The sequence below is a fragment of the Shimia sp. genome, from assembly GCF_039969785.1.
GTDB lineage: Bacteria > Pseudomonadota > Alphaproteobacteria > Rhodobacterales > Rhodobacteraceae > Shimia.
This window is the reverse complement of the sequence record NZ_JBDVNC010000048.1, coordinates 68,488-85,692: the sequence shown is the minus strand read 5'-3', so window position 1 is coordinate 85,692 and position 17,205 is coordinate 68,488. Positions and strand designations below refer to the sequence as shown.

Genomic DNA, 17,205 nt, shown 5'->3' with positions numbered 1-17,205 from the left:
AAACTACTTGGCTAGATAGCTGAGGACATAACAGTCATGCACCCAGCGGGAAACTCGTATTAGTGGGTATAAGGCAATAAAAAAGGGCCAGAGCGCAAGCTCTGACCCCAAGTTTTGGATTGAGGTGATTTAGTCTTTGTTGTGGCCAGCCATGCCACCCGAAACTTCTTCGGTCGCTTCCGCGGCCAGTTCTTCGGGTAGGACAAGGTTCAGGACAATGGCGATCAACGCGGCAGGCAACAGACCTGAGGTCATCAGGATGCGCAGCGTATCAGGCAGATATTGAACCGCGCCGGGTTCCAGCTGAAGACCAAGACCAATCGAGAGCGCAATGGCAAAGATCACCATATTGCGTCGGTTCCAGTCAACATCGGCCAGCATTGAAACACCGGCAGCAACCACCATGCCAAACATGACAATCACACCACCGCCCAGAACTTCGATTGGAACGGTACGAATGACAGCGCCAACCTTGGGCACAAGTCCGCAGATGATCAGGAAGATCGCACCACAAGTTACCACATGGCGGCTCATGACGCCGGTCATGGCAATCAGGCCGACATTCTGGCTGAACGAGGTGTTTGGCAAACCACCAAAGATACCGGCTATGGCTGTGCCGACACCATCGGCAAAGGTCGCGCCCTCGATCTCTTTATCGGTGGCTTCACGTCCAGCGCCGCCCTTGGTGATCCCTGAGACATCGCCCACCGTTTCAACAGCGGACACAAACGACATCAGCGCAAAGCCGATAAAGGCGGCAAGGCTGAATTCGAAACCGTATTTAAACGGGGTCGGCAGAGCAAAGGCCTGAGCAAAGGCCCAGTTCTGAGCGATGCCTTCCACGGTGATCATGCCAACCGCAAGGGCGTAGAAATAGCCAACGATCAGCCCCAGCAACACAGCGGAAACAGACAGCATACCGCGGGCAAAGAACTTGAGACCCAGGGTCACAAAAATCACCACCAGCGCCGCTGACCAGTTCAGCAGAGAGCCGTATTCAGGTTTTCCAATGGCCGGAACACCGCCTGCGGCGTATTGAATGCCAACCTTGACCAGTGCGAGCCCGATCATGGTGACAACCAGCCCGGTTACAAGCGGGGGCAGGGCAAACCGGATCTTACCGATGAACAGCCCGAGGATACCATGAAACAGACCGCCCACCAAAACCCCGGTGAACAGAATACCCAGCGCATCCGGGCCTTTTCCGGCGACCAGTGGGATCATGATTGGCAGGAATGCAAACGACGTGCCCTGAACGATGGGCAATCCGGCGCCAATCGGACCCAGAGTGATGGTTTGCAGTAACGTGGCTATGCCCGCAAAGAGCATGGACATCTGGATCATGTAGGTCATGTCCGGAAAGCCCATGGCGCCGGCGTCAGAGCCAAACCCAAACCCGGCGGCGCCAGCCACGATAATGGCGGGCGTGACGTTTGAAACAAACATCGCCAGCACGTGCTGGATGCCAAGCGGGATCGCTTTGGCAAGGGGAGGGGTATAGTTCGGGTCCTTCAGCTGTTGTGCTGTCCCTAGTGTAGTGTCAGCCATACTTTCATCTCCTGTTGTATGGGGTTCTCGCCAACTTCTTTGTGGTTGGCTGTGGGGTGATAACCGGGCGCCGCAAGGCACCCGGTATTCTGTGTCAGGTGCGATCCACGATAAACGGGGTTTCGAACCAGAATTCTTCAAGGTTATCGCCATCGCCGATCCGGTCGACGACGGCAAAAAGCCCGGGCGGGGTCAGCGGCGTGAGCACGCCATGCCAGGTGTTTCGGTGCAGGTTGATCGCCTGACCCGGTGCCGTGAGAAAAGCACGCGGTGTATCGGGATTTCCATTTTGATCCTGGGCAACGATCACCAGAAACGGCGCGGGTGTCATCGGGATGAACGTTTGCGACCCCATCGGGTGACGCTCAACCATGTCCAGGGTGTAAGGCAGCGTGCGCGCCTGGGCATCAAACAGGCTGATCCCGGCGTGCCCGTCTGCAAAATCAAGCGTTGCCAGATCATGATGGCGCCCGCACAGGCCCTGATTGATCAGCTTGTCAGGGGCAGATTTCAGCGCAAGTACATCGCCAAATGGAGCAAACGCATCGGCGGTGAGCGGCTCTGTCACGATGCGCGTCAAGGCAACACGTCCAGAAGCCGGAATTCTGCGATGCGCTCTACTTGCTTGCAGGCCTCGCCAAATTCGACCGTCGTGTCATGGTCAATCCGGCGGTGGAACGCCTCGAGAATGCTGGCCTTATTATGATCGCGGACTGCGATGATGAATGGAAAGCCGTGTTTTGCGACATATTGATCGTTTAGGTCGGTAAAAGCCGCCCGTTCGGCGTCGGTCAGCATGTCCAGACCGGCCGAGGATTGCTCAGATGTGCTTTCAGTGGTCAGACGCCCGGCGGCGGCGAGCTTGCCCGCCAGATCGGGGTGGGCGGTCAAAACTCCCATGCGTTCCTGGGCAGAGGCGCTGCGGAACATGCGACAAAGCGCATTGTGCAGACCTGTGGCGCAGTCATGGGCGGGGCCAAGTTCGAGGTCAAAGGCACGTTCGGCGATCCACGCGGAATGCTCGAATATGCCGCCATAGTTTTCCACAAACGTGGCACGTTCCATCTGACTTGGACGGTCGCGGCGTTGGTGGGGGTGGGTGTCGGCCCAGTGGCGCGCAATGTCGATGCGGCGCGGGGTCCAGACATGATCAAATCCCTGAATGTAGTCGATGAAGCGTTTGAGCCCGGCCAGCTTGCCCGGACGTCCAATCAGACGGCAGTGCAGGCCAATCGACATCATCTTTGGTGCGCCCGCTTCACCTTCGGCATAAAGCACGTCAAACGCGTCTTTCAGGTACTGAAAGAACTGTTCGCCGGTGGTGTATCCAGGCGCCGTGGCAAAGCGCATGTCGTTGGCTTCCAGTGTGTAAGGAATGATCAGTTGATCTCGTGCGCCAACTTCCAGCCAATAAGGCAGGTCGTCATCATAAGTGTCAGAGATATAGTCAAACCCACCTTCCTGGGCGACGAGTCGGACCGTGTTGAGCGAACAACGCCCGGTGTACCAGCCGCGCGGGCGTTCTCCGACAACTTCGGTATGCAGGCGGATTGCCTCGGCAATTGAAACGCGCTCTTCGGCCTCTGGCATGTCTTTGTGTTCGACCCATTTCAGACCGTGACTGGCAATTTCCCAGTTGGCGGCTTTCATGGCGGCAACCTGTTCCGGGCTTCGGGCCAGTGCCGTGGCCACGCCGTAGATGGTCAGTGGAAGGTCTGCCCCGGTAAACAAACGGTGCAGGCGCCAGAACCCTGCGCGGGCACCGTATTCATAGATCGACTCCATATTCCAATGACGTTGCCCCTGCCATTGTGCGGCACCGGGAATATCTGAGAGGAACGCTTCGGAGGCGGCATCGCCATGCAGCGTGCAATTCTCTCCGCCTTCTTCGTAGTTAAGGACAAATTGCACCGCCACCCGGGCCTGATTTGGCCAGTTCGGTTTGGGCGGGTTGGGGCCGTGGCCCCGCATGTCACGGACATAGCGCGTCAAAAAACTGCTCCATCTAAGTTCATTTGGTTCTACCGCAAGAAAATCTCCAAGACTTTCACATTATTTTTGAAAGAGCTATTGGCTTGGGAACGCTGCACTTGCAGTGTGAATGGGCGTTACAAGGGAACATGATTGAAAAAGGGGCAGGTTATGGCTGGCTATCTGACGACTCATATTCTTGACACGGCACGCGGATGTCCGGCCGAGGGCATTCTTATCGCGCTTTATCGGGTGTCGGGAAATTCACATACCAAAATTGCTGAGACCGTCACGAATGATGATGGGCGCACCGATTCACCGATTCTGCCTGAGGGAAAGTTTCAGACCGGAACGTATGAGCTGATCTTCTTTTGCGGTGACTATTTGCGCGCAACAGGGCAGGCAGTCGAAGACCCGCTGTTTCTGGATCAGATCCCGATCCGGTTTGGCATGGCGGATAGCGACGCGCATTATCATGTGCCGCTTTTGCTGTCGCCTTATGGGTATTCGACCTATCGCGGGAGCTGAGCGCGGCATACCTTCGGCCAGCGTATTTTTGGAACAATGAAAGCAGCGCCAGCGTATCAGCTGGTGCTGCCTTGTTTTTCGGCCAACACTTTTTGCATGTGCGTAGTCATAAAGTCGATGAACAGCCGGGTTTTGGGATCCTGATGGCGGCGGTGCATGTAAAGCAACGCCATCTGGATCGGAATCGGTGGGGTGCTTTGCAAAACGGGTACCAGGCGGCCCGATGCAAGATGATCGGCAATTTCAAAAACCGGTTTCAGGATAATACCCTGTCCATCAAGCGCCCAGTTGGTCAGGACATCGCCATCATCCGTTTCAAACGGGCCTTTGACGGCGAATTTATGGGTACCGCTTTCGGTCTCCAGCGGCCATTGAAACTCCGGCGCACCGGGATAGCGCAGGTTCAGGCAATCATGTGTGCCGTCGGTCAGTTCGCTTGGGGTTGTCGGGTGACCACGGCTTTCAAGATAGAGCGGGGACGCACATAGGACCCGCGGGCAATCCGCGATTTTTCGAATGCGCAGCGCGCTGTCTTCGGGCACGCCGAGAAAAAAGGCGACGTCCAGACCTTCGGCGGTCAGATCAAGTTTACGGTCACTTAACCGCAGGCGCAGTTCAATCAGCGGGTATTCTTGTTTGAAATCGGGCACAAGCGGCGCGATCAGGCGGCGTCCAACGCCCAGAGGTGCGGCCACGTGCAAAAGCCCGCGCGGGCTTTGGGTGATGGAATTCACCGCAGATTCGGCGTCGTTTATTGCTTCGAGAATCTGACAGGCACCTGCATAAAAGATGTTGCCCTGTTCTGTCGGGTTCAGCTGACGCGTGGTGCGCTGAAACAAACGTACGCTCAGGTAGCTTTCCAGCTGAGAGATTCGCGACGACGCGACCGCCGCAGAAATGCGTTGATCGCGGGCAGCGGCGGACATACTGCCCAATTCATAGACACGTACAAAGGTGCGGATGTTGTCAAAATAGGACATTTTCGATCTTCAGGATATTTTTGAAGCTCTTCGGCTTTTTTCTACAATAGAGAATAATCGGTCGCTGCGCTAGCTTGGTGGCAACTTTAATTCGGAGGCAGAAATGACAGAATTTGCCATCATCTGGGACTGGCTGGGCTTTGCCGTGCGCTGGCTGCATGTGATCACAGCAATTGCATGGATCGGGTCGTCCTTTTATTTTATCGCGCTGGATCTGGGTTTGCGCAAAGTTCCAAACCTGCCGGTTGGGGCGCATGGCGAAGAGTGGCAGGTGCATGGGGGCGGTTTCTATCACATCCAGAAATATCTGGTCGCGCCCGAGCAGATGCCGGATCACCTGACGTGGTTCAAATGGGAAAGCTATGCCACCTGGCTGAGCGGGGCAGCTTTGCTGATGGTTGTCTATTGGGTCGGCGGCGAGCTGTATCTGATTGATCAGGCCAAGGCGGACCTTTCGTTGTTCCAGGGCATCGCGATCTCTGCGCTGTCGCTGACAATTGGCTGGCTGGTGTATGATCGGTTGTGCAAATCCGGCTTAGCAGAGCGGCCTATCTTTTTGATGTTGCTGTTGTTTGTTTTGCTGGTGATCATGGGGTGGGGCTATAATCAGGTCTTTACCGGACGGGCGATGATGCTGCATCTGGGGGCGTTTACGGCCACGATCATGACGGCGAACGTATTTGTCATCATCATGCCAAACCAGCGCATAGTGGTGAAAGATCTGCAGGAAGGGCGCACGCCGGACCCGAAATACGGCAAGATTGCCAAGCTGCGCTCGACCCACAACAACTATCTGACGTTGCCAGTAGTGTTCCTGATGTTGTCGAACCATTACCCGCTGGCATTTGCGACCCAGTATAACTGGATCATTGCGGCGCTGGTGTTCCTGATGGGGGTCACAATCCGGCATTTCTTTAACTCGACGCATGCCCGTAATGGCAAGCCATACTGGGCCTGGGCGGTGACGGCGGTTCTGTTTGTGTGCATCATGTGGTTGTCGACTGCGCCTTTGACGCAAAGCGATTATGACGAGGAAGAAGCGCGTGCCCTGACCCCGGCGGAGCAGGTTTATGCCAGTGCCGAAGGGTTTGAGGGCGTGACCGATATTGTTCTGGGCCGCTGTTCTATGTGCCATGCGCGAGAGCCGGGATATGACGGTATACACCGTGCGCCCAAGAATATCCTGTTGGAAACACCCTCCGAAGTGGCCGCAGCCGCGCGACAGATATATCTGCAGGCGGGGGTCACTGACGCTATGCCACCTGCCAATGTCAGCTGGATGGAGTTTGAAGAGCGCAAGGCCATTATCGCGTGGTTTCGTGCGGCGCAGAACGGGTCTTCCTGACACACAAGTTTCAGTTTCAGGCGCCACTGTCCGGTGCGGTTCCTAGGGTGAACTGTCCGGCCCCTGGCGCCTGAATGCCGTTTGATGGTTAGCTTTGTGCTGAAAAGGCGGGTTGGATCGGGTATCCAGTTCCGGATGGTTGAATCGGGGACGTAGAGAGTTTGCTTCGGTTTGTGCCTAAAGGTACCGGATCGAAAGGAAATCTCATGGCCGCAACGCCGCCAGTGTGCGAATTTGGTTGGAACGCTGCAGCGTTTTCGCTGCCTGCGACAGATGGTTTAACTTATAGTCTTCAGGATGTTGCTGGTCAGAACGGGCTTTTGGCGATGTTCATCTGCAACCACTGTCCCTATGTGCGGCGGGTGTTGGACGACATTCTTAGCGACGCTGCTGACTTAAAAGCTGATGGGATCGGGGTTGTCGCAATCAGTTCTAATGACGCGGTGGCGTATCCGGCGGATGGCTTTGACGAAATGAGGAAACTGGGGCTGCCTTTTCCGTATCTGTACGACGAAAGCCAGTCTGTGGCGAAATCTTATGATGCCGCTTGCACACCGGATTTCTTTGGGTTTAACGCTGATCTTAAGTTGCAATATCGCGGGCGTCTTTTGGGACCGTTGCAAGACGACGGCGCGCCCAGCCGGGACTTGCGCGATGCGATGCGTCAGATTGCGAAGACCGGCAAAGGTCCGGCGTCACAGGTGCCTTCGATGGGGTGCTCTATCAAATGGAAAGTGGATACATGAGCGTTGTTATTTTCGACCTCGACGGAACGCTGGTCGACAGCATTGGTGACATTCATGTCGCGGTGAACCGGATGCTGACCGAAGAAGGTGTCGTACCCTTGAGCATGAAAGAAGTTATGTCGTTTGTTGGTAATGGCTTACCCAAGCTTGTTCACAGGGTTATTGAGGCACGCGAGATGGACAAAACCGAGTTTCAGCGCATTCATGACATCGTACTGGACCTGTATACAAATACGCCCATATCACTGACCAAACCCTATCCCGGGGTCATCAGGGCGCTGGATGATTTGCAGGCGCAAGGCATGCGTTTGGGGGTTTGCACCAACAAGCCCCATGCCCCGGCGATGCATATATTGCAGGCGTTAGACCTGCAGAAATACTTTGAAGTCATCGTTGGCGGTGACAGCCTGGCAGACCGCAAGCCACATCCAATGCCGCTGCAACATGTGGTCGATGAACTGGGTGGCGGGGATGTGCTTTATGTCGGCGACAGCGAAGTGGACGCTGATACGGCTGTGAATGCGGGGTTGAAATTCGCTTTGTTTACAGAAGGGTACAGAAAATCACCGATTGGCGATATTCCGCATCAATTTGCATTCTCTGACTACAGCACGCTTGCACAAATCACACGCGACGCCTTTGTTTGCACAGCCTGATCCCCTGCGAAAAGGTCAGAAATACTAAGATAACGAATTCGTCGCTTGCCCGGACGTGGGGTTCCCTTTTAGTCTGGGTCAACTGTTTAAGTTGGGTTTGGCCAAAAGGGGAGTGGTCCATGAGATCGATTGTTACAACAGTATTGGCGGGTGTGTGTGCGATGCTGGCCAGCGTCGCGGTGGCAGGTGTTATTGAACTGACACCGGCAAATCCGCAGCCGTCCGGAGTCAAGCAGGGCTTGCGGGTTTGGTACTTTACCGGGGACCGTCAGGTGCGCCGCCTTGTCGAGGCGCAGAGCCGCATCAAGAAACATCGGAAAGCGGGCAAACCATTGGCAGGATTTAATTATCCGGACAAAGGCAAGGGTGCGCCAGTGTTGACTGCTGGTATTTCCGAACTGGTTGTGGCTGACATTCGTGGCTATATCAAGTTTGACAAGCCCGGTGTGTACAAATTGGAATTCTTCTCTAATGACGGCTCGCAAATCTGGATCGGTGGCAAGGAAGTGGCCAAGTTGAACAAGATCACTGCTTGCGCCAGCGCGGGACGGCCTCAGGTCAATGTGCCCAAAGCCGGCTGGTACGATTTCAAGGCGCTGTATTTCCAGAAAGAGGGCACGGCCTGTCTGGAATCAGAGTGGACCCCGCCGGGTGGCAAGCGCAAGCTGATCCCGAACTCGGCGTTTGGCTACAAATAAGCCGCCACATACATGCGATGAGAAAAGGGGCCCGGGGGCCCCTTTTTTGCTGTCTGCAAAGCGTTGGTTTTCCGTCGGTATCACGTCGGTATCATTTCAGGTCCGGCAGATGCCTTTGAGCTGAGCGTCCTCCCAAGGCAGATAAACCTGCTCTGGTCTGGTCAGCTGCTCAACCGGGAAAACATCATCTAACAACCCCTTGAGCCGTTTGGTGCGCGGCGCTGTGGGGTCAAGAATGGCGCAGCACAGGTATTCTTCGACTATTGAGGCCTGTTGTTCATAGGCGTAGTCCAGAAACCCGGTATTGGTGTTAAGCTCGAACTGATAGGGATCACCAACCGTGCTGTGTTCGCGCGCCGCGCGGCGCGGGGAAAAACCGGTGATATCGCGGTTCTGCCATTGCCAGACATGTGTCATCTCATGCGCAAAGAACAGCGCCGCCTGCAGATTGATCTGTTCAGGATAGTCGGGCATGTAATCTTCAAGATACCAGCCCTCGGACGTGAGCAAACGGTTCCAGAGCACGACACCGGCAGGCGAGGTGGTGATCACCTTTTCCTTGGGTTCCGGGAACAGGCGTTCGCGACAGGCCAGCCGGGGGCGTTTCTTATACTCGAATGTGGCCACACCAAGCGGCACATCTGCCGTGATGCGCACCGGTTTGGCGTCAAACGTGTCGCCGCCGGTCAGATCAGCCACAAAAGCGCGTTCCCCCTCGCTTAGAGGGCGAGAACAGGACACAAGGAAAAGACAGAACACCAGTAAGACCAAACGCATGCCTCAAACGTAACAGGGACACCCTGTGGAGCAAGCGCTAAGTGTTTGTCAGAACAGGGCAACGATGGATTTGCCAACCCTGAATGGTGCTGCAAAAGCGACCAAGCAAATGGCGATGAATTGAATGGTCAAAAGATAGCGGTTGTCCTGAAGCAGGACCCAGTCGTTTCTCAGCTGACCCACTTGTTTGATCAGCGTGTCATAGGACAGCGCCAGCACACGGTAGTCGGCGGAAATACCGGGATGTGCCACGCTGACCCGGCCCAACGCCATGACTGTGTCGACATCGCGTGGATCAAACGCAAGCAGTTCTGAGGAATTGATCTGACGCATCTTGTCTTCCATATCCTCCATTTCGGCATTTGACCCAAGCGAGAATCCCAGCCCCTGTAGCGGCGCGGTATGTTTGGTCACATTCAGGAACAGCGGCAAAGCGCTGTTTTTCGCCGAGGACGCAGACAGGAATTCAACCTTGTCGCACAGTTGCCTGATGTCAGGCGTCGCAGCCGGAGCGCAATAATGCAGGCGGAACCGCGCGGCATCCGTGTCAAAAGCGTTACTGGCGGTATAGGCGATCCCGATCTGGCGTTCGAGGCGGGAGGTGTCTTCGTTATAGATGCCGACAATAATCGCTACCAACGTGCCAATCCCGCCCAGAATAACCCAGACAAGATCGGCAATTTCCCACGCAAGGCTGCCCTTGGGCTGTCGATAGATCAGCAAAGCGAATAAGCTGCCAATGATGAAGCCGACGACGACCAGAGTCAGTTGGCTGGTTTGGATGAAATCAATCATGTCGCGACTTTACCCAGAGTTTCCTGAAATAGGGATCACAGGTAAGTCAGAGATTATTTCGGCGTGGCGATCAGACGTTTTCCGGCCATGCATTCGTTGAAATGAAACGACTGGAATTGTTTGTCAGTTTTGGCGCCTTGGGCTGATCCAACTGCGCCGCCAATAATGCCCAGCCCCTCGGCCTGTTTTTCGTCGCGGGTGACGGCATAGCCCGTGGCGCGGCCAAAGGTGTTGCCGGTCTGGCTGCCAGTATTGCGCCCATTGGTGCCCCCGGCGGCACGGGCGTATTGGTCACAGAAGATCTGAGTGCGTTCCATGTCCTGTGGCCAGTGCTGCAGACCGGGCTGGCTGGATTGTTGCTGATTATGCGGTAACGCCTGATGGCGCGCGCTGTCGGCCCGGCTTTGCGCTAGGGCGGTCAGCGGGATCAGGCAGAGGAAGAGGGCAAGGGTACGCATGGGGCGAAACGCTGTCATCAGGAAGTTACCCGGAGACCTTTGATAATTTTCCAGATAAAGTCGAGGTTCTGTTTTCTGGTTCGGAAATAATGCAGGTTTCCGTTTGGCTTTACATAGGCCTTGCTGGTCAGTTCGGCCCTCAGAACCCCGCCGTCATCCAGTTGTTTTTCAAGGATAAAGCCGTTTTTCCTCTTTTTGTAACCAAAAACATCAACGTGCAGAGTGTGATCTAGATCGCGACTTGCGTTGAAATACAAGGTGGCCTTTCCGTTGGGCGTTTTCAAAACGCCATGCAGCTGATCTGACCGTCGGTGCAGCAAGGGTTTTGCGTTGATTGTGTGATCAACTTTGGTGAAATAGTAGAGTTTTCCGGCTGGGGTGTTTTTCTTGGCGAGGGGCGAATAACTGTCGCGTTCGGTTTTGCTCTTGGCGGAAATCTTCTGAAATCTTTTGGCAAACCCTGCCACGTCGTCCCCCCGAGCATCGCAGTAAACCGAGAAATAGAATTGCGGTTCCAGGGCAAATTTTGAAAAGGGTTGTGGGTATTTTTTCCAGAATGTGGGGTTGATCGAGAAATGATAGGAGTATGTGGTTAAACCGTTCTTCTGTTTTGTCTTGGTTTCGTAGATCCAGCGGGGGTCGACAGGAACCGACAGTCCACATTTGTCCAGCTTCACCTGTTGGGGCGTGTAGGGCAGCCAGTTGGCGTTATGCTTGGGCAGATTTTGAGCAGAGGCATTTAAAGGCGCGAACAGCGCACAGGCAAGGCATAGCAGAATAAGCTTGGGGAGGGAGAGACGTGGGGAGTGTAACAAAAGCGGCTCGCTTCTTGAAATGGTTTGAGTGTCAAATGGGTTGGGTGCCGCAGGACGCACGGCGGAAAGTGAGATTGGTAAGTGAGGGGAGTGTGGCAGAGGTTTGCGGGATTGTCATCGGGGTGGTGGGGTGCCGTGGAAGTTGCGCTTTGATAGGAGAGACAATGCGAAATGCTAGCATTTCGCTGCGTTCGTTCCTCAGGGCGGGCGCTGCAAACAACCGAAGATTGTAGTTTTTAAGTCAATTCTGGATCGCAGGATTCGAGTACGACACGCCCATTGGTAATCACGAAGACCTGTTTTCGGCTCTGATCTCGAATATTTTTCGATATGAATGATAAAACATAGCTTTTTTCGGGAACAATCAGCTTTTCCTTGAGGGACCGAACGGTAAATTCGCTTTCGCTATTTTCATTTAGATACCCCAGACTTCTGGCGATACCTTGGATTTCGTCGGTTTCCTCCATTTCGACGTTAAGATCCAGGCAAGCAGCTTCCACATTCCTGACATAGAACTTGTAATTTCGGACACCATCCATTGCTGAGCTGCCACCGCCTCTCAACTGAATATAAGGAAGTTCTTTGGAACGTTGAGCGGCAGATTGGTCACGTCTGACATCAATGTCTAATTCGAGTTGTTGTGTTGTGATACCGACCATAGCCTTTTGTTGCGCTACGGAATGCCTCAATTCTTCCGCTTGGAGATTTAGCGCGTCCACACTGTTTCGAAGTTCTTTTCCCTGCTGAAAGAACCCCAAAACGAGCCAAAAAATGGCCAATGGACCGAATGCTCCAGCTAAAAAATCACCTAGTTCGTTGAGCTTGAGGTGATGGAGCTCGACGATCCCAAAGTACGCCGCAGTAGGAATGCCTCCGAACAAAACTATTAAGTAAAGCTTGGTAAATTTGAGGCCATTCTCTGCAAGTCTTTCTGAACCAAACTCTTCTTCACTCAAACATCCAACTCCTCCACGAACCTCGCGTTCTCCTGAATGTACTCGAACCTTTTTTCCGGTTTCTTCCCCATCAGGCGTTCTACGAGATCGCCGGTTTCACCGGGCTCGTCTTCGTCGATGGTCACACGGATCAGCTTGCGGGATGTGGGGTCCATGGTGGTTTCTTTGAGGTCCTTGGCGTCCATTTCCCCAAGGCCCTTAAATCGGGACACGTCGATTTTGCCTTTGCCACCCAGACCTTTTTCCAGCCACACGTCGCGTTCGGCTTCGTCCAGGCAATAGATGCGTTTGGCGCCCTGGGTTAGGCGGAACAGGGGGGGGCAGGCCAGATACAGGTGGCCTGCGTCGATCATCGGGCGCATTTGGGTGTAAAAGAACGTCATCAGCAACGCGGCGATATGGGCGCCGTCGACATCGGCGTCGGTCATGATGATGACTTTGTCATAGCGCAGATCGTCGACGTTAAAGCGCGTGCCCAGCCCGACGCCAAGCGCCTGGGTCAGGTCGCTGATTTCCTGATTGGTGCCAATTTTAGAGCTGGCCGCACCCAGAACGTTCAGGATTTTACCGCGCAGGGGCAGCAGGGCTTGTGTCTTGCGGTTGCGGCCCATCTTGGCCGAGCCGCCCGCCGAGTCGCCCTCGACGATGAACAATTCGGTGCCGTCGCGGTTGGTGGCCGAACAATCGACCAGCTTGCCGGGCAGGCGCAGTTTCTTGGTGGCGGTCTTGCGGGCGGTTTCCTTTTCCTGACGGCGGCGCAGGCGTTCTTCGGCGCGCAGCACCAGAAAATCAAGGATCGCCCCGGCGGATTTCGTGTCTGCCGCCAGCCAGTTGTCAAAATGGTCACGGACCGAGTTTTCGACCATGCGTTGGGCTTCGACGGTGGCCAGACGGTCTTTGGTCTGGCCGACAAATTCCGGCTCGCGGATGAAACAGCTGACCAGCGCACCGGCGCCTGTGGTCAGGTCTTCGCGGGTGATGGTGCTGGCCTTTTTGTTATTCACCAGTTCGCCGTAGGCTTTGATACCCTTGAGGATCGCGGCCCAGAACCCGGCCTCGTGCGTACCGCCTTCGGGGGTGGGGACGGTGTTACAGTAAGACTGAATGAAACCATCGCGGGACGGGGTCCAGTTGATCGCCCATTCAACCTTGCCCGGGGCGTTGAATTTCTGAAACGACACGGCACCCGTGAAAGGCTGGTCGGCATAGGTGGTGGCGCCGGACAGGGTCTCGGTCAGGTAATCGGCCAGACCGCCGGGGAAATGGAACCTGGCCTCGCGCGGGGTTTCGCCGTCATCGATGCCGGTTTTCCAGCGAATTTCCACACCCGAGAACAGATACGCCTTGGAACGGGCCATTTTGAACAGACGGGCGGGTTTAAGCTTGAGAGAGCCAAAGATCTCCGGGTCCGGGTGGAAGGTCACAGAGGTTCCGCGCCGGTTGGGGGCCGCGCCGAGTGTTGCCAGTGGGCCTTGTGGGACGCCCCGACGGAATTCCATGCCATAGAGCTGTTTGTTCCGGGCGACCTCGACATACAGGTAGTCCGACAGTGCGTTGACCACGGATGAGCCAACACCATGCAGGCCGCCCGAGGTTTCATAGCTGTCGCCGGAAAATTTGCCGCCTGCGTTCAGGGTGCAAAAGATAATCTCGAGCGCGGTTTTCTTGGGGTCTTTGGGGTGCGGATCGGTGGGAATGCCGCGACCATTGTCGCGCACGGTGACATTGCCGGTGTCATGCAGTTCGATCTCGATCCAGGTGGCGTGACCTGCGACGGCCTCGTCCATTGAGTTGTCGACAATCTCGGCCACCATATGGTGCAGCGCGCGGTCATCCTTGCCCCCGATATACATGCCCGGTCGCAGCCGGACGTGTTCCATGTCTTCGAGGACCTGGATTGAGGACGCATCATAGGACTGAGACTTTTGCTCGGTCAGGAGATCGTTGGCCATTCGCGCTGCTCTTATTGGTGTTGTTTGGCAGGTATTATGGCAGGGCTTTGAGGGAGGGGGAAGGGACGATCCGGGATTGTTGGCCGGATCGTTTGGGGCGTTGGCGTCTGAGCGCGGTGGCGGCGCGTTGTTGCTGCTGTCTCTGTGTCAGGCTGACGGGGGCCAGACGATAGAAAGGTCTTCGCGAAAGGCAAAGCGCAACAAGTGTTTGTCTACGACGTCCTGAAAATGAGCGAGGTCTCCGTCGTCTGGCACGGTGACCTGCAGTGTCAGTTGGTTGGGGTTTGCGGTCATGGTCAGCGTATTACCTGAGGCAAATTTTACGGTGCCGGTGTCGGCGGTAAAGTTGGCTTCTGCCTTGTGAGACCAGTGTTTGCAAAGCTGTTGCAGATATTTGCTGGCGTTTTGGGTCGCAGTGGTGGCGGTCGCGGACAATGTCATGATGGGCTCCGTTGGTGAGAAAATTCGCTGGCGGACCCGGGTGGGCTGGCTGGTAGTGAAAATAATAATGTACCCATCGCAAAAAGGAAATGTGCGCCAAAGCACAGGGCAGGTGCGTGTGACGTCCGGAAAAGAGTTACAAAAGATTCACATTTTTTTGACGTGTATCAAAGTGGGCTTTGCGTGTTTGGGCTAGGGTGTGGGCAAGCCGTAAATTTCAAGGAGAGACCATGCCAGCCACGCCTGCGAACACCCCGGATTCTGTTAAGAAAACTGAACAACCAAGCGCGAATGCCAAGTCAAACGGCGTCAAGCCGCCTGCCGCACCTATTGCACCTGCGGACATTGCTGCCTCGCCAACAAAGGCACCTTCGGCAGAAGAGGTGCGCCGCGCATTTGAGAGCGGAAGTTACCCGTACGAGACCAAGCTGTCGCGTCGGGTTTATGAGCGCAAGAAAGCGCAATTGCAGGCTGAGTTGCTGAAAGTCCAATTGTGGGCACAGGAGACCGGCCAGAAATTTGTGATGATCTTTGAGGGCCGGGACGCTGCGGGTAAGGGCGGAACGATCAAACGTTTTACCGAGCACCTGAACCCGCGTTCTGCCCGTGTGGTTGCGTTGAACAAGCCCACCGACGAAGAACGCGGCCAGTGGTATTTCCAGCGCTATATCGATCATCTGCCAACCGCAGGCGAAGTCGTATTGTATGACCGGTCCTGGTACAATCGCGCCGGTGTGGAACGGGTGATGGGATTTTGCGAACCGCAAGAATATCTGGAGTTCATGCGCCAGACACCTGAACTGGAACGGATGCTGGTGCGTTCGGGTATCCGGCTCTACAAATTCTGGTTCTCGGTCACACAGGACGAACAGGCCCGCCGCTTTGCCAGCCGGGAAACCGACCCGCTGAAACAATGGAAGCTGAGCCCGATTGACAAGGCGTCTCTGAGCAAATGGGATGATTACACCGAAGCTAAAGAGGCGATGTTCTTTTACACGGACACCGCAGATGCGCCCTGGACGGTGATCAAGTCGAATGACAAAAAGCGAGCCCGGATCAATTGCATGATGCATTTCCTGAGTTCGCTGGATTATCCAGGAAAAGACCCGGAGATCGCGCATGTGCCTGATCCGTTGATTGTGAATACGGCCAGCCATGTGATCCATCGTTCCGATCATATGCTGGGATCAACGCTGCACCCGGACGGGCGACGCGGCTAAGCAGGTCAGTCAGGGCGTTCTGGCCGCGCGCTGGTCCATCAATGCCAGTGCGCCGCTGTTACACGGGGGGGTGTAACGCGGTCCCCAGGGGCAGAAGCTCTGCAAAGGCGGTTTCGATCTTTGTGATCAGACCGCCTTTTTTAATGTCCGCATCCGAGAGATCAAACCACGCCGTCAGGCTTTTGCGGCGCAACAAGTCGGCGTTTGGGTGATCCTTGTCATAGGGCGCGGGCACACGTTTCAATTCCGGGTCGCTGATACGAGCGCCTTTTGCGCTCAGATCGCTTAAGGTTTTGGTGATTTTGCCACCTGCCGGACCGTCCACCGAAGCGCGCCACGCTGTCAGCGCGTTTTTGTCAAAACCCATCGCGCCAGCCCCCACAGTGACATAGTCGCCGGAAATGCCAAAGAACCAACCGATTGGCGGAGTGGTCCACAGCAAGTGCAGGTGGGTGTGATATGGCGTCTTATCCTTGGAAAACCGCACATCGCGGTGCGGGCGAAACAGTTTGGTGCCGGGCACCTGTCCGGTTTGTTTCTCAAGCGAGGCTGCAACAGTATCGAGAAGCGCCAGTGCAGGAGCCTTGAGAGCCGTGTCATAGGTGTCTTTGTTGGCCAGGAACCAGTCGCGCGAATTGTTGTTCGACAGGTCTGCCAAAAAGGCGCGGGCATCAGGAACCAAAGTGTCAAAACCGCTGCTCATGATGTTGTTGTCTTCTGTGATTTTGCCCAGTCGATGGCATCCTCTAACCGATCGTCTCCCCAGAAAAGCTCTGTGCCCACAGTGAAAGACGGGGCTCCGAATATGCCAAGCTGGCGGGCGTCTTCGGTGGCTTTGAGGTATGCGGATTCGCAATCTGTTGATTCAACGGCGGCAAGAACCCGGTCCGGGTCTTGGCCGATGGCACGCAATGAGGCGGACAGATTAGGTTCACTGCCGGCTGGTGCACCCTGTTCAAACCACCGCTCGTAGGTGGCAATCGTATAGTCCTGAACCCAACCTTCCTGTTGACCCAGAATGGCGACTTTGTTCGCAAGATCAAACTCTTCAAGGGGATAGGAGGCCGGGATCTTTGGGCTGAGGCCATAGCGGGGCGCGCGCCGTTCAATATCGCGCCACATATGCGCCGTGCGTGCGGGTTTGCCGGAAAACGGAATGTTGTTCTGTTCAATCATAATGGCGCGCACACTGAAGGGACGCCAGTTGACCGTGATCCCGGTCTTATCCGCAAGCGCGGGCAGACGCATGACCGTGAGATAGGTGTAGGTACTGCCGATAGAGTACCAGAAATCGATTTGAGGCATCGGGGCATCCTCTC

At 55.4% G+C, this 17,205-nt stretch carries 19 protein-coding genes; 6 read left to right on the top strand and 13 right to left on the bottom strand.

Annotated elements, in window-relative coordinates; all coding sequences use genetic code 11:
- Positions 1-129: 129 nt before the first annotated feature.
- The 3 genes from ABJI08_RS21260 to puuE all read right to left on the bottom strand — a co-directional run bounded on the left by ABJI08_RS21260 (position 130) and on the right by puuE (position 3,540).
- On the bottom strand, positions 130-1,548 hold the full coding sequence (locus ABJI08_RS21260; RefSeq protein WP_348403854.1) for a nucleobase:cation symporter-2 family protein: 1,419 nt from the start codon (positions 1,546-1,548) through the stop codon (positions 130-132).
- Positions 1,549-1,642: 94 nt separating this feature from the next.
- Positions 1,643-2,128: an ureidoglycolate lyase gene (locus ABJI08_RS21255; RefSeq protein ID WP_348403853.1), complete on the bottom strand. Its 486-nt coding sequence runs from the start codon at positions 2,126-2,128 to the stop codon at positions 1,643-1,645.
- Positions 2,125-3,540, bottom strand: coding sequence for an allantoinase PuuE (gene puuE, locus ABJI08_RS21250; RefSeq protein ID WP_348403852.1), 1,416 nt, complete (start codon positions 3,538-3,540; stop codon positions 2,125-2,127). The genes ABJI08_RS21255 and puuE overlap by 4 nt, the downstream gene beginning before the upstream one ends.
- A 150-nt stretch (positions 3,541-3,690) precedes the next feature.
- Between puuE and uraH the strand changes: the two genes are divergently transcribed.
- Positions 3,691-4,047 (top strand): hydroxyisourate hydrolase, encoded by a 357-nt coding sequence (uraH, locus tag ABJI08_RS21245; RefSeq protein WP_348403851.1) that lies wholly within the window; start codon positions 3,691-3,693, stop codon positions 4,045-4,047.
- Positions 4,048-4,103: 56 nt separating this feature from the next.
- On the opposite strand, the gene ABJI08_RS21240 is transcribed toward uraH, so the two are convergent.
- A complete protein-coding gene (locus ABJI08_RS21240; RefSeq protein WP_348403850.1) occupies positions 4,104-5,027 on the bottom strand; it encodes a LysR family transcriptional regulator in 924 nt (307 codons plus the stop codon).
- 103 nt (positions 5,028-5,130) lie between these two features.
- Between ABJI08_RS21240 and ABJI08_RS21235 the strand changes: the two genes are divergently transcribed.
- The 4 genes from ABJI08_RS21235 (at position 5,131) to ABJI08_RS21220 (ending at position 8,472) form a co-directional block, all read left to right on the top strand.
- Positions 5,131-6,372 carry a urate hydroxylase PuuD gene (locus ABJI08_RS21235; RefSeq protein ID WP_348403849.1) on the top strand — a complete coding sequence of 414 codons (1,242 nt, stop codon included), beginning with the start codon at positions 5,131-5,133 and terminating at the stop codon, positions 6,370-6,372.
- A gap of 206 nt (positions 6,373-6,578) precedes the next feature.
- Positions 6,579-7,118, top strand: coding sequence for a thioredoxin family protein (locus ABJI08_RS21230; protein ID WP_348403848.1), 540 nt, complete (start codon positions 6,579-6,581; stop codon positions 7,116-7,118).
- Positions 7,115-7,774 carry a phosphoglycolate phosphatase gene (gph, locus tag ABJI08_RS21225; RefSeq protein ID WP_348403847.1) on the top strand — a complete coding sequence of 220 codons (660 nt, stop codon included), beginning with the start codon at positions 7,115-7,117 and terminating at the stop codon, positions 7,772-7,774. The genes ABJI08_RS21230 and gph overlap by 4 nt, the downstream gene beginning before the upstream one ends.
- Before the next feature lie 119 nt (positions 7,775-7,893).
- Positions 7,894-8,472 (top strand): PA14 domain-containing protein, encoded by a 579-nt coding sequence (locus ABJI08_RS21220; protein ID WP_348403846.1) that lies wholly within the window; start codon positions 7,894-7,896, stop codon positions 8,470-8,472.
- A 96-nt stretch (positions 8,473-8,568) separates the two neighbouring features.
- Here ABJI08_RS21220 and ABJI08_RS21215 read toward each other — a convergent pair whose 3' ends face one another.
- The 7 genes from ABJI08_RS21215 to ABJI08_RS21185 all read right to left on the bottom strand — a co-directional run bounded on the left by ABJI08_RS21215 (position 8,569) and on the right by ABJI08_RS21185 (position 14,666).
- Entirely contained in the window at positions 8,569-9,249 is a 681-nt protein-coding gene (locus ABJI08_RS21215; protein WP_348403845.1) for a hypothetical protein, read from the bottom strand.
- A gap of 48 nt (positions 9,250-9,297) precedes the next feature.
- Positions 9,298-10,044 (bottom strand): hypothetical protein, encoded by a 747-nt coding sequence (locus tag ABJI08_RS21210; RefSeq protein WP_348403844.1) that lies wholly within the window; start codon positions 10,042-10,044, stop codon positions 9,298-9,300.
- A gap of 53 nt (positions 10,045-10,097) precedes the next feature.
- The gene (locus ABJI08_RS21205) at positions 10,098-10,520 is read right to left on the bottom strand and encodes a hypothetical protein (RefSeq protein WP_348403843.1); all 423 of its coding nucleotides are present in this window, start codon (positions 10,518-10,520) and stop codon (positions 10,098-10,100) included.
- Complete coding sequence (locus ABJI08_RS21200) at positions 10,520-11,317, bottom strand: hypothetical protein (RefSeq protein WP_348403842.1); 798 nt, start codon at positions 11,315-11,317, stop codon at positions 10,520-10,522. The genes ABJI08_RS21205 and ABJI08_RS21200 overlap by 1 nt, the downstream gene beginning before the upstream one ends.
- A gap of 236 nt (positions 11,318-11,553) precedes the next feature.
- A complete protein-coding gene (locus ABJI08_RS21195) occupies positions 11,554-12,273 on the bottom strand; it encodes a hypothetical protein (RefSeq protein WP_348403841.1) in 720 nt (239 codons plus the stop codon).
- Positions 12,270-14,225: a DNA topoisomerase IV subunit B gene (locus ABJI08_RS21190; protein ID WP_348403840.1), complete on the bottom strand. Its 1,956-nt coding sequence runs from the start codon at positions 14,223-14,225 to the stop codon at positions 12,270-12,272. Before ABJI08_RS21190 ends, ABJI08_RS21195 begins: the two co-directional genes overlap by 4 nt.
- A 147-nt stretch (positions 14,226-14,372) precedes the next feature.
- On the bottom strand, positions 14,373-14,666 hold the full coding sequence (locus ABJI08_RS21185; RefSeq protein WP_348403839.1) for a DUF2218 domain-containing protein: 294 nt from the start codon (positions 14,664-14,666) through the stop codon (positions 14,373-14,375).
- Positions 14,667-14,896: 230 nt separating this feature from the next.
- On the opposite strand from ABJI08_RS21185, the gene ppk2 reads away from it, so the two are divergent.
- Positions 14,897-15,886 (top strand): polyphosphate kinase 2, encoded by a 990-nt coding sequence (gene ppk2, locus ABJI08_RS21180; RefSeq protein WP_348403838.1) that lies wholly within the window; start codon positions 14,897-14,899, stop codon positions 15,884-15,886.
- 58 nt (positions 15,887-15,944) lie between these two features.
- Here ppk2 and ABJI08_RS21175 read toward each other — a convergent pair whose 3' ends face one another.
- The gene (locus ABJI08_RS21175) at positions 15,945-16,589 is read right to left on the bottom strand and encodes a TIGR02453 family protein (protein ID WP_348403837.1); all 645 of its coding nucleotides are present in this window, start codon (positions 16,587-16,589) and stop codon (positions 15,945-15,947) included.
- Entirely contained in the window at positions 16,586-17,191 is a 606-nt protein-coding gene (locus tag ABJI08_RS21170) for a 2-hydroxychromene-2-carboxylate isomerase (protein WP_348403836.1), read from the bottom strand. Before ABJI08_RS21170 ends, ABJI08_RS21175 begins: the two co-directional genes overlap by 4 nt.
- Between the last annotated feature and the right edge of the window lie 14 nt (positions 17,192-17,205).

Excerpts from the sequence above, each read along its gene's own strand:
- ABJI08_RS21260 (WP_348403854.1), bottom strand. The coding sequence starts at position 1,548 with ATGGCTGACACTACACTAGGGACAGCACAACAGCTGAAGGACCCGAAC.
- uraH (WP_348403851.1), top strand. The coding sequence starts at position 3,691 with ATGGCTGGCTATCTGACGACTCATATTCTTGACACGGCACGCGGATGT.
- ABJI08_RS21240 (WP_348403850.1), bottom strand. The coding sequence starts at position 5,027 with ATGTCCTATTTTGACAACATCCGCACCTTTGTACGTGTCTATGAATTG.
- ABJI08_RS21235 (WP_348403849.1), top strand. The coding sequence starts at position 5,131 with ATGACAGAATTTGCCATCATCTGGGACTGGCTGGGCTTTGCCGTGCGC.
- ABJI08_RS21230 (WP_348403848.1), top strand. The coding sequence starts at position 6,579 with ATGGCCGCAACGCCGCCAGTGTGCGAATTTGGTTGGAACGCTGCAGCG.
- gph (WP_348403847.1), top strand. The coding sequence starts at position 7,115 with ATGAGCGTTGTTATTTTCGACCTCGACGGAACGCTGGTCGACAGCATT.
- ABJI08_RS21220 (WP_348403846.1), top strand. The coding sequence starts at position 7,894 with ATGAGATCGATTGTTACAACAGTATTGGCGGGTGTGTGTGCGATGCTG.
- ABJI08_RS21215 (WP_348403845.1), bottom strand. The coding sequence starts at position 9,249 with ATGCGTTTGGTCTTACTGGTGTTCTGTCTTTTCCTTGTGTCCTGTTCT.
- ABJI08_RS21210 (WP_348403844.1), bottom strand. The coding sequence starts at position 10,044 with ATGATTGATTTCATCCAAACCAGCCAACTGACTCTGGTCGTCGTCGGC.
- ABJI08_RS21205 (WP_348403843.1), bottom strand. The coding sequence starts at position 10,520 with ATGACAGCGTTTCGCCCCATGCGTACCCTTGCCCTCTTCCTCTGCCTG.
- ABJI08_RS21190 (WP_348403840.1), bottom strand. The coding sequence starts at position 14,225 with ATGGCCAACGATCTCCTGACCGAGCAAAAGTCTCAGTCCTATGATGCG.
- ABJI08_RS21185 (WP_348403839.1), bottom strand. The coding sequence starts at position 14,666 with ATGACATTGTCCGCGACCGCCACCACTGCGACCCAAAACGCCAGCAAA.
- ppk2 (WP_348403838.1), top strand. The coding sequence starts at position 14,897 with ATGCCAGCCACGCCTGCGAACACCCCGGATTCTGTTAAGAAAACTGAA.
- ABJI08_RS21175 (WP_348403837.1), bottom strand. The coding sequence starts at position 16,589 with ATGAGCAGCGGTTTTGACACTTTGGTTCCTGATGCCCGCGCCTTTTTG.
- ABJI08_RS21170 (WP_348403836.1), bottom strand. The coding sequence starts at position 17,191 with ATGCCTCAAATCGATTTCTGGTACTCTATCGGCAGTACCTACACCTAT.